Genomic DNA, 11,119 nt, shown 5'->3' with positions numbered 1-11,119 from the left:
TGGTCAGCTTTATGGAATATGATCTAGGATTCTTTGATGAGGATGTGGGGCGGGTCGAACCCGCCGCCAATCCTTTTTTACCGGAAGTGTAAACCATGTCTCCGGTATAAGGTGTAAACCATGTGTCCGGGATACACCTTGGTTTATATGGCCCGCCCGAGAGGATTCGAACCTCTGACCTCTGCCTCCGGAGGGCAGCGCTCTATCCAGCTGAGCTACGGGCCAATGTCAAAAATTCTATGGAAATCAAAAGCCTGTGGTTGTTGGGTTTGTTCAGCATAGCACTGGTAGGGCGGTAATCAAGGGTTTGCTGTGACAAGATTGTGACATGATGACGGAGTCAACCCCAGCGACTAAGGGAACTGATTGAGCTGATATCCACATGCTTGGAGTTCCCTGGCCACTTCCAACTTCCAGGCACCCGGCTCATCCAACTGAACATAAACAACTCCACTGACATCATTGGGGGTTTCGATAGGTCCCTTTACCAATGAACACACGTTCTCCCGTCCGAGCTTGGCAATCAAGTATCCATGTTCAAAAACAACATTCTGGCGTGCTCTATTTCTTGGCGCTACTTTCTGCTCGTGAACACCTCGACCCAGGTCACATGGCGTATAGAGCACTAGTGCAAAGTCAGCATCCTTCGAATAGTGCTCAATTTTTTCAATTATTGTCATGCCTACATTCGCCTGCTCGTGAAGGATGATTGCTTCTAGTCCTAGCCTTTCCACGAATCGGCTTACTTCTTGCTTCGCCTCATTATCCCTGCCGTGAACAATGAATACTTTCCTCTTATTCCGGGCGACTGGGGAGTAGGGCAACTGTTGTTGCGGTAGATTTACGCTGGGCTTGGGAGTGAATAGGGGTTGTGAGCCAAATTCAAGCATGTCCAACACCGGAGTAAATTGCTCCGAAATGAAGGTACGTCGTTCGGCATAAGAGCTGAATTTTTGTTTGATAAATCCCCAGAAGGAATCAAGATTTCGATGCTGACGGAGCCAGGTCGGCATCTCTGAGGCGATCTCTGGATTGCTAAGCAATTGATGTCGTAGGATTTCAAAGTCGCTGGAACTTGCTGCTAACCCTGTCGCTCGCGCAGTTAGCAAATTTACAAGATAGCTAACCTTGTCGAAATCCGTCTCTAAGTACTCGATACTCATGGGAGTGGTCGCCTAAATGGAAGTCAATTTTATTGGTGGCTCAGTGCAGGGTGATTACTCTGAGCTGCTTTTGATTTGGCTGGTACTCAAGCGAAGCTAGCATCCTTGTGGGGTGCCCCCCGTCGGTTCTTGGTAGCTCAATAATCACATTGAATTTCGTAACATCATGATCCGCTAAATGCGTCATGTTGTAGATATAGCTGCCGTTTATCTTTTCTTGGATTAGTTGGGAGAGTCCGTTCCTGGTCACACTAGCGATACCGGCTTTCTCCAATTTACCCCGTTTCTCTCTCATTAGGTAATTGAATTTGTCATCGCTCAATAGGATGGAAAAGTCGTCAATGGGCAAGACATTCTCCGAAACAGCATTGAGTGACATCTCTGTGTCAACTGTGAAGCCTGGGAGCACAGGTCGTTCAATTTTGTAGCTAAGAAACAAATCGAAGTACATTGATTGGAGGCTACTCAGGCGATATGAATACTTGGCAAACGGATAGTCTATTAGATTGGCATTCTCGCTGTTAGGACGGTCATCCTCATGTGGTAGCACGATTTGCTTCCTGTGCTTCACATAAGCGTTTACAAGAATCGTTGACAAGTAAAATTTAGCAGGGGATGCATACTCCATGGGCATGTAGCCCAAGTATGCCGGGGTCTTGCTGAGTTCATCGTGAAATCGCTGCACTGCTGCATCGCTAAGATTGTTGAGGTACACGCAATAGAGCAAGGTTCCGTGCTTAAAATTGTATGATCTTGCTGGAATCAATGATTCTCTGAGCAAACTACGAATCAACTCTTGGTCATCGCCTATGAGGTCACCGCATAAGATGCTATGAGTTGACTCAGGAGCGAAGAGTGGGATGATGGAATTTGCTACCTCGTAGCCATACCAGTCCGAGGAAATACATTCCGAATCAAAAAGAAATGCGGCCTCTACGCGGTCAACTCTTGGTGCTAATGCTGATCTAAGGTCGAGGTACTTGATATTTTTGGAGGTGAGAATGTCGACAGCTTGGGCATGTGTGGCCTGGATACCGTGATACATCTGGCCAGGGTTGAGCCCAAAATATTCTCTTGTAACTTCTAGCATCACGTTCCCGCGAGCATTCAATGTGAAAATCGGCAAGCTACTAGGGGTCAAATGAGTTGCTCCGGGTTATGGGGCGATGTTCCTATTCGTACCACGAGGAGGTGTCAATCGTTAGTTCATCAGCGGAGGGAGTTAAGTCTTCAGGGTTCGTTACAGGTGCAGTTAAGGCCAACTCAAAGGGGTAGCTCTCGTTTATAGTGCAGCCATCATGTTTCGATCCGTACTCCTGAGAAACATGTACAAATCCGTGAGCAGTTACATGGATTATTTCATGATCAATTGCATCGCAAACGATCTCTTCCACTTCGGTGAAATCGACGAACACATGGTTCGCCAATAGTGATAGTTCTTCAGGTACGGCTTCTAGTGCAGTGGTAACTACGGACTTGTGGACCAGTTCCTCAATCCTGCCGATTACCAGTTGCTCCAGATCGCTTATTCGGCCTAAACACTCGCTCGACAACGATACGATGTACTTTGCATCTTCGAAAAACCGCTTGGGACATGGCTCTAGGTGTTTCTCTGTGATGTGAGTAAACTTGTTGAAGAATCGGAACTCCGAGAGGAACTCGGCGATATTCGCGTTGATTGCATCAACTGTGTCGTCCCCAAGATACTCATCGGCCAAGTTTGCTTGTGCACAGTATTTCAACTGCTGCCTTCTAGTAACTTCTCTGTCCGGGCTTTCCCGGGCATACCAACATGCATCTAAAACCTTCTTGGAACTTGCCCGGCGCTCGATCAAGTGTAATACCAGCTCCCTCATCGAGAATGCAAAGTTATGAAATCGGAGCGGGTTTCCGTGAGAGGCATAATTTCTTAGGCTGTTGACCAATAGCTTCCGCTCAAAGTCTGTCTCCAATAGCGATTCGAACTCCCTCACGAAATCTAGCGAGATCAGCTTTTTAAGTTTCATTGACTACTAGCTCGCAGTGTCGGCATTGGAGGTTAGAAGGGCAAGCAGTGCCTCTGCCACGGCGCTTGATATTTGCTTGTCTGACAGAAACTGCATGGCGAGGTCGCTGTGTGCTTCCATGGAGCCGATGACGGCGCTCTCAACGGCGGCCGGATAGTCGCCCAGCATGGCCTGTTCCTTTGTATTCCTGCTGATCTGATCCATCACAGCTTCATTCTCGGCGACTTTGTCTTTCAGTGAATTCAGCCAGTTCACTTTGTCCTTGTCGGTCAGGTGTTCGCCAGCGAAGAGGTCGTTCACACGCTCCAGAATCGCCGCCAGCTTGTCATACTCCTGCTCCTTGGGGGTGTGGCCGCCGATGCTGGTGGCTCCTTCCAGGTAACCGCCCTTCTTATCCATCACAAGGCGCTGTTGGCGCACTTCGTTGAGCTTGTAGTGGGTCATTACGACTTGACTCAGGTCCACCTGTTCTCGGACTACCTCCTCGCGTAGTAGGGGTGCCAGGTGAGCTGCATATACGTTGAGCTTTTCAAGCTCGTCGTCGTTGAAGTCCACTACCTGCGATATGAACTCATAGAATCGGCTGAATGACCGCAGGTTCTTCTTGAAGGTATCAAGAATGTCCTTGGCCTCTTTCGCTTGGCTGAGCGAATGCTCGGCGTGCTTGATGGCGCTGTCGTTGCCAGTCGCGAGAGCGTCCTTGAGCGCGTTTTGGGCCAGTTTCAGCGCATCCATGGCATCGGTGTAGCGAGCGCCATAACGGTCCACAGCAGGCTTGCAGGCGGCGATCAGCGCAGCCTGTGCTGCCTTGGGGTCAAAGTACGCGGCGGCGAACGACTCTACCTCGCTCCATTGGAAGATGCGTTCGTCCTTCAGCGACTCCATTAGGTCATAGACGAGATTGGGGTCAGAGACTGCCGCCAGTTCGGCGGTCTGGTAGTACTTCTGGAACTCTTCCAGTACGCCCTCTGGCTCGTTGACGAAATCGAGTACGAAGGTCTGGTCCTTGCCAGGGTGAGTACGGTTCAGGCGCGAAAGTGTTTGCACGCAATCCACCCCCGCCAGCTTCTTGTCCACGTACATGGCGACGAGCTTGGGTTGGTCAAAGCCGGTCTGAAACTTGTTGGCGACAATCATCACCTGATAGTCGTGCGTGTCGAAGGCGTCGCGCATGTCGCGCCCTTTCAAGCCTGGGTTCATGTTCCGCTCGGTGAACGGCTCTGGGCCGGAGTCCTTATCCACTACCTCACCCGAAAAGGCGACCATGGCGTTGATGTTCTCGTATGCCTTTTTGCTGACATACTTGTCCATGGCCAGTTTATATCGCACCGCTTCCTTGCGGCTGCCTGTGACAACCATGGCCTTTGCCTCGCCATTAAGTAGATGAGCCACACGGGTGCGAAAGTGCTCCACAATGATTTCGACCTTTTGTGCGATGTTGTGGGGGTGGAGCCGCACCCACTTGGCGATCTCAGTGGCGGCTTTCTTCTTCTCGACGTCTTCATCGAGATCGGGATTGGCGTGGGCTAGTTTGTACGCGGTGTTGTAGTTGGTGTAGTTCTGGAGCACATCCAGAATGAAGCCTTCTTCGATAGCCTGCCTCATGCTGTAAATATGAAAGGCGGCTGGCGCGTTCTCGTCAGAGGGTGGCGCAGAAGGATTGGGGCAGCGGCCAAATAGCTCCAGTGTCTTGGCCTTCGGGGTGGCCGTGAAGGCATAGTAGCTGATGTTCTCGGAGCCGGACCTTGCGGCCAGTGTGGCGTCCAGAATGTCCTCAGCGGTGATCTCAGCGTCATCATCTAGTAGTTCGGCCATCAGTACCTCGCGCAGCTTGCGCGCTGTAGCGCCCGTCTGAGAGCTGTGGGCTTCATCGGCGATCACAGCGAAGGTGCGCTCCTTGAGACCGGCCGACTCCTGTATGGCTTGCAGCACATAGGGGAAGGTCTGGATAGTGACAATGATGATGGGGGTGCCTGCTGCCAGGGCCGAGGCAAGCTGCTCCGACTTGCTGCCATCCCCTTCCTCCCGGTTGATACGGGCTACCACCCCCTCCGCATGTTCAAACTGGTAGATGGTCTCCTGTAGCTGGGAGTCCAGCACGGTACGGTCTGTGATGACAATGATCGAGTTGAACAGCTTGTCGCCATCGGGTCGATGCAATGCCGATAGCTGGTGCGACAACCAAGCGATAGAGTTGGACTTGCCGGACCCTGCCGAGTGTTGAACGAGGTACTTCTCCCCTGGACCCTCTGCCACCGTAGTGCCCAATAGCGACCTCACCGCATCCCACTGGTGATAGCGGGGGAAGATCATGGTCTCCTTGGTGGTTTTCTTGCCCAGCGCGTCCTCGTCGGTCTTCACCTCCAGGTGGAGGTAGCGGCCTACGATGTTGAGGAAGTTGTCTGGCTGGAAGATTTCCTCCCACAGATAGGCGGTGGGATAGCCCTGTTCTGGCAGATCGTTGCCTGCGCCACCGTCAGCTGTGCCCCGGTTGAAGGGCAGGAAGTAGGTTTTCATGCCCGCCAGTTTGGTGGTCATGGCGACCTCCATCTGGCTCACGGCAAAGTGCACCAGTGCACCTCGCTTGAACGTTAGCAGCGGCTCCGCCTTCTTGGTAGTTGGGTCGCGCGGCTGGCGATCCTTTATGTACTGATACTTGGCGTTGTCCAGTGCCTGTTTGAACTCCGATTTCAGCTCCAGCGTGGCCACAGGCAGACCGTTGACGAACAGGGTGAGATCAAGCCTGCCCTCGTAACCATGTGGGCTGTATACGAGTTCAGGGACGACACGGAGGCGGTTCTTATGGTAGCGCTCGGTCAGTTCTGGGTTCAGGTCATGGTCGGGCTTAAAGGTGCAGAGGCGAAAGCGAGCGCCGCGATCTTTGAACGCATTGCGCAGCACCCACAAGGTGCCCTGCTTGTCGAGCCACTTGGCGGCGGTCTTGAGCAGGGCTTCATTCGTGGAATCGGGGAAGTGCTTGGCCAGTTTGTCCCACTGGTCGGGCTGCGTGTCCTTTACATAGCCAATCAGGTCTTCTGGGAAGATGGCCAGCTCGCGGTCGTACTGGTCAGATGACCCAAGCAGCCAGCCATTAGCAGTTAGGCTGTCGATGATGTCCTGCTGAAATTGCGCTTCCTTGGCGTCTGCCACGTACTTCTCCTGTTGTTATACGTTGTATGGCTTCCAGTCCCTAGTGTCGATCTTACCTGTGACGGCAGCAGAGATCACGGATGCGCGTCGTTCTGACAGCAGGGCGATACTTTTTCTGGACTTTTGGACAGTCAGGTCGATCTTAGTTGTTACAGTTTTTACCTGTGTCACGCGTCTTTTTTGCTCATCGCGATCGATGACAGGTATTCTGAAGCCTTTTATTTGTTCTGGACTAAGGTGGGGAACACTCACTCCCGTGAGATCGCTTTCGATATATGATCTAAATTCATTGCTCTTTAGCGCTAGTAGCAAGAAGTCCTGGTCGAGGCCGTTGATTGCTCGGAGTCTTGCAACTCGCTGCACTAGAAGGCAGGGAAGGTCGCTGGCTGCAATCTTGGCTACTCTTGCGCCCTCCTTGATCCAGGGGCGATCCATTCCCAAGACGATGTCGCCTGCCTCCAGAAAGAACTCTTGTACTGCGCGCGATTCGCCAGAAAAATTAACGGTTTCATCCCACTTGGTACTGCCCACACCGACGTTTATGCCCCTGAGAAGTGGTGTGTCGTTTGGGTTCTTGGAAAATGTCTGACTCTTAAATGCGTACCCTGGCAGCAGGTTGATGAAGTGCGCCAGCCTTGCCATCCGATCTCCTTCACGTCTTTCGATGGCATGCGAAATCACTGCTTGGCGCTTCTCCTCTAGCAACTGGATCAGGCGCTCCTGCTTGGCGATCAGGGTGTCGACCTTGGCGGTTTCGTGGTCGAGGAAGGCGGCGATCCTGCGTTGCTCATCCAATGGGGGAATCAGGACAGACAATACCTTGAACAGGTCTGGATCAAGGTCCCATTGATTAACGCGAATACCCTTGGAACACCGGAGATATTGAGAGATATAGTTGCCAGAGCGCAATAGGTAATGCAAAAACTGTGGATGCGCAATTTTGTCGACAATCTTCGGCTTCGACCTATAGGTGAAGTACGCTGGGCTTACGATGCCTTCATAGTCAGATATGGCGATGGAACCTTGCCAGGTCTTCATTTTGTTAAGGACAAGGTCACCTTTTCGGACGAGTTGATAGCTGGATAAGTCCTCTGACGCTTTGTTGAAATTGTCATCGCGACTGGATTTGGGGACTACACCATGATCTCGATATACTGACAACAACTCAGCCCTGGGATGATTCGTCTCTTTTACCCTTTTAAACAACGTGCCAAGTCGCATTTCTTGCCAGTGATCTGGTATTTTTCCCAGCCAGTCGCTCGACGAGTCTTTGTAAGCCGCGAATGAGCTGTATCGTTGGCTCATCAGGAGTGGACCTCAGCCAGTAGTTCAAGAATATCCGCACTAACCCTATCTAGATCAGCATCAATCTCTTCCAATGATCTGGGTGGTGCATACTTGTAAAAATGACGATTGAAGGGAATCTCGTATCCCACAATGCCCACTTCACCGTCCTTCGCATCCTTCTTAGACTCGTCGATCCAGGCATCAGACACATGGGGTAGCACTTCACGGTCGAAATAATCGCGAATGGACTCCCTTAGCGGTACGTTCTCATAGTCGCGCAGATCGGCTGCTGGCTCCGGCTTGCCCTTGGTGGCACACAGCTCGGCTTCCTCGTCCTGTTCGCCCAGATGCTTGTAGAGTAGCTTGAGTGCAGGCGCGGGCAGCTTGGTGCCTCGCATGTTGGCCTTTATCTGTTCGTTGAAGCTGGAGCGTGACTGGATCTGGGATTCGCCGATGGCCCTCAGTGCACCGAGAATAGCCTGTTGCAACTCGTCATTGAGCTTTTTCCAGCCCTTATCGTCCTGTAGTGCCGCCAGTCTGGCCTCATCATGTGGGTACAGTGCAAGCTTGAGCGGGCGCTCCACTGTGATGCGTCGGAAGCCAAAGTCAGTGGCATCGAGCACCTTGCTGATTTCAGACTCTTCGTAGCCACCATAGATGCGCACGATGTCCTCGATCTGCTCTTCGGTCACGTACTTGCGCTTGGAACCCAGCGACTTGCGCATCTTGTCAGAAAATTCGGTGGCGTTAATGAGTTGCACTTTGCCGTTGCGCTCTTCCGGCTTGCGGTTGGACAGCACCCAGATGTAGGTGGCGATGCCGGTGTTGTAGAACATATCGGTGGGCAAGGCGACTATGGCGTCTACAAGGTCATTCTCCAGCACGTAGCGGCGAATCTCGCTTTCACCAGAACCAGCGCCGCCCGTAAACAGCGGCGAGCCGTTAAGGATAATGCCGATACGGGAGCCGCCTTCGTCTGCTGGTCGCATCTTGCTGATCAGGTGCAGCAGGAACAGAAGCGAGCCGTCAGACACGCGGGGCAGGCCAGGGCCGAAGCGCCCACCGTAGCCTTTCATCTTGTGTTCGTCGCTGACAGCCTTCTGAACCTTCTTCCACTCCACCCCGAACGGGGGATTGGCCAGCATGTAGTCGAAGGTGTCGAAGGCCAACTGGTCCTCCGACAGCGTGTTGCCCTGCTTGATGTTGCCGACGTCCTGCCCTTTGATCAGCATGTCCGCCTTACAGATGGCGTAACTCTCTTTGTTCAATTCCTGACCAAAGGTGGCGAGGCGGGCATTGGGGTTCAACTCGTATAGGTACTCCATGCCGGATGACAGGAAGCCGCCAGTGCCCGCTGTGGGGTCGTAGATGGAACGCACAATGCCCTGCTGGGTCAGCGCATCATCATCCTCAGCGAACACCAGAGAGGTTGTCAGGCGCACGATGTCGCGGGGGGTGAAGTGCTCACCGGCTGTCTCGTTGGATGATTCTGCGAAGCGCCTGATCAGTTCCTCGAACACCAGTCCCATATCGTGGTTGGACAGTGCTTCTGGGTGCAGGTCGATGGTTGCGAACTTGCCCGCCACCTTGAACAGCAGGTTGGCGTCGTTGAGTTGGACCAGATAGTCGCTGAACGAAAAGTAATCAAATATTTCCCGCGCATCGGGGCTGAATGACTGGATGTAGCTGTCCAGGTTGTCCAGCACCTGATTCTGGCCCAGTTTGTCCAGGTCCATGGGGGAGGTGTTGTAGAAGGGCTGCTGTGCCGCATGCAGCAGGAGCTTCTGAGCTGCTTCCTCTGGCATTTCCTTAACTTTCTGGTGCTGGGCCAGCACTGCCTCCTTGGTGGGCTCCAGCACGCATTCAAGCCGCCGTAGCAAGGTAAAGGGTAAGATGATGCGGCCATACTGGCTCTGCTTGAAGTCGCCGCGTAGGAGGTCGGCCACCGACCATATGAATGCCGCGATTGAGCTGAAATTTTGTTCCTGAGTCATGCGCAAAAGCGTTTCTTGATTTGGGTGATAGCACTATATAACCGTGCCTTGAATGGGACCAGCGGATTAGCCACTCTTCCGCTTGTCTCTGGGGCACTTGTTACCAGTCAGATGAGCGACCCACTGAAAGCGATGCAGGTGATCATCATCGCCTGTCTCTGCATAGCCACTATTGAGTGAGAAACTTCATAAATAGTCTGAGAATGCGTAAACAGGCTTGCGCCTCTTGATTAATCCCAGGGGACTCGTAGAAGACTGAAGACCCCAGTTTAATGCCAAGCCGTTCTCCAGCCATATACGAAGTGAACTGGGTGTCTTTGGCGGAATACCTTGCCCAGCTGTAGTCATACTGCTGTGGCTCTATCCAGTCAGAAGGTGGGTGAGTGGATATGCAAGGAGTTTTGCCGCGGCCATTGGAATGCTGTTGGCTGGGTAGGCCAAAGTGGACTGCCAGGTTATCGAAGCGCTGGCGGTAGCCTCCAGCCCGACGTTTCCCACTGGGATTGTCATAGCACTCTGCAATCTTGTATAGAGCAACTTTGATGTCCGGCAATGTATCCCGATCAGCTGTAATTTGACCATGTAAATGGAACCCGCTGGCTTCACCGCGTTCATGTCGTCTACTAGGAATTGCATATTCGACACCGAACCAGTACTGGGGGAGTACAAAGCCATTACCGTATTTTCTCTCGAAAATTTCTTTCAAATTGGTTCTGAACTTTGTATGCATGATTTGGCCAATTGATGGGGCTCTCTTTGATGCATTCAACATAGATGCTCTAGTGGCCGCTCCGTTTAAGAATTTGTCACTGAACTGTTGTGTGAAGGTGACTATTTCTCTATCACCTAAGGCGGTCTGTAACAATACAGCGCGGAGTACTGGATTAATCTTTGAAAGTTCAGAGGAGAGTGAACGCAGGGATGGACGATTAAGCAGTAGACGTTTGAGTTCGCCTGCTGGACTATCTATATATGACTGGAATAACTGATGAACTTCTGTAGTAGGTAAAGCTTTTATATTGGCAAGTATGTCTTGGTATGGTGTATTGGAGTCACCATATATAACTACTAGCTGTTTTGAGATATAGCGGTAAAAATCTGCCAGAGCCCAGAGAGTATGCGGCTTTGGGGCGATCTTGGTGGGTGCATGTGCAGAGTACTTTTTTTGTATTTCTGCAAAATTGGCGGACTGAACTGACATCTATCAGGTCTCCTCGTAACGTCAAAAAACGATGCTCCGTTCCGTTGTTGGACGGGGCTCCTAATTCGCGAGGGTAATTCTGATTAGTGTTGGGATGATGTTTCTATTAGTACACGCTACGGCGTGCCTCACCTTTATATTATATCTTTTATCATGTTCCTGAACCATCACTAGTAATGGAACTGGCAAATATTTTTTTATTTTTTTGCTGAACTGGGTTAAGTGTAAGGCAAGAACACCGTGAGCCAGCTGGCAATAAGGCGATGGGGGTAGGTTTACTCAGAGTGTTTCTAAGGATGACCCACTCGTCAGGCTCCT

At 51.7% G+C, this 11,119-nt stretch carries 7 protein-coding genes and 1 tRNA gene; all 8 read right to left on the bottom strand.

Annotation, left to right across the window (positions count from 1 at the left end; genetic code table 11):
* Positions 1 to 148 precede the first annotated feature (148 nt).
* Positions 149 to 225, bottom strand: a tRNA-Arg gene (locus tag F0M18_RS16460).
* A 128-nt stretch (positions 226 to 353) separates the two neighbouring features.
* Positions 354 to 1,163, bottom strand: a complete 810-nt coding sequence (locus tag F0M18_RS16455; RefSeq protein WP_149612560.1) for a TIR domain-containing protein — start codon at positions 1,161 to 1,163, stop codon at positions 354 to 356.
* A 40-nt stretch (positions 1,164 to 1,203) separates the two neighbouring features.
* Positions 1,204 to 2,253 carry a hypothetical protein gene (locus tag F0M18_RS16450; RefSeq protein ID WP_149612559.1) on the bottom strand — a complete coding sequence of 350 codons (1,050 nt, stop codon included), beginning with the start codon at positions 2,251 to 2,253 and terminating at the stop codon, positions 1,204 to 1,206.
* Positions 2,254 to 2,335: 82 nt separating this feature from the next.
* A complete protein-coding gene (locus tag F0M18_RS16445; RefSeq protein ID WP_149612558.1) occupies positions 2,336 to 3,169 on the bottom strand; it encodes a pPIWI-associating nuclease domain-containing protein in 834 nt (277 codons plus the stop codon).
* 6 nt (positions 3,170 to 3,175) lie between these two features.
* A complete protein-coding gene (locus F0M18_RS16440; RefSeq protein WP_149612557.1) occupies positions 3,176 to 6,319 on the bottom strand; it encodes a type I restriction endonuclease subunit R in 3,144 nt (1,047 codons plus the stop codon).
* 15 nt (positions 6,320 to 6,334) lie between these two features.
* Entirely contained in the window at positions 6,335 to 7,624 is a 1,290-nt protein-coding gene (locus F0M18_RS16435; RefSeq protein ID WP_149612556.1) for a restriction endonuclease subunit S, read from the bottom strand.
* Positions 7,624 to 9,600, bottom strand: a complete 1,977-nt coding sequence (locus F0M18_RS16430) for a type I restriction-modification system subunit M (RefSeq protein WP_149612555.1) — start codon at positions 9,598 to 9,600, stop codon at positions 7,624 to 7,626. The genes F0M18_RS16435 and F0M18_RS16430 overlap by 1 nt, the downstream gene beginning before the upstream one ends.
* A 169-nt stretch (positions 9,601 to 9,769) precedes the next feature.
* The gene (locus F0M18_RS16425) at positions 9,770 to 10,801 is read right to left on the bottom strand and encodes a hypothetical protein (protein ID WP_149612554.1); all 1,032 of its coding nucleotides are present in this window, start codon (positions 10,799 to 10,801) and stop codon (positions 9,770 to 9,772) included.
* Between the last annotated feature and the right edge of the window lie 318 nt (positions 10,802 to 11,119).

The organism is Pseudohalioglobus sediminis (assembly GCF_008370495.1).
Lineage (GTDB): Bacteria > Pseudomonadota > Gammaproteobacteria > Pseudomonadales > Halieaceae > Halioglobus.
The sequence above is the reverse complement of the archived record's forward strand: the minus strand, read 5'-3'. Positions and strand labels throughout refer to the sequence as shown.

What these genes read in the sequence shown, in the direction of transcription:
- F0M18_RS16430 (WP_149612555.1), bottom strand. Translation starts at nt 9,600, where the DNA reads ATGACTCAGGAACAAAATTTCAGCTCAATCGCGGCATTCATATGGTCG.
- F0M18_RS16425 (WP_149612554.1), bottom strand. Translation starts at nt 10,801, where the DNA reads ATGTCAGTTCAGTCCGCCAATTTTGCAGAAATACAAAAAAAGTACTCT.
- F0M18_RS16445 (WP_149612558.1), bottom strand. Translation starts at nt 3,169, where the DNA reads ATGAAACTTAAAAAGCTGATCTCGCTAGATTTCGTGAGGGAGTTCGAA.
- F0M18_RS16450 (WP_149612559.1), bottom strand. Translation starts at nt 2,253, where the DNA reads ATGCTAGAAGTTACAAGAGAATATTTTGGGCTCAACCCTGGCCAGATG.
- F0M18_RS16455 (WP_149612560.1), bottom strand. Translation starts at nt 1,163, where the DNA reads ATGAGTATCGAGTACTTAGAGACGGATTTCGACAAGGTTAGCTATCTT.
- F0M18_RS16435 (WP_149612556.1), bottom strand. Translation starts at nt 7,624, where the DNA reads ATGAGCCAACGATACAGCTCATTCGCGGCTTACAAAGACTCGTCGAGC.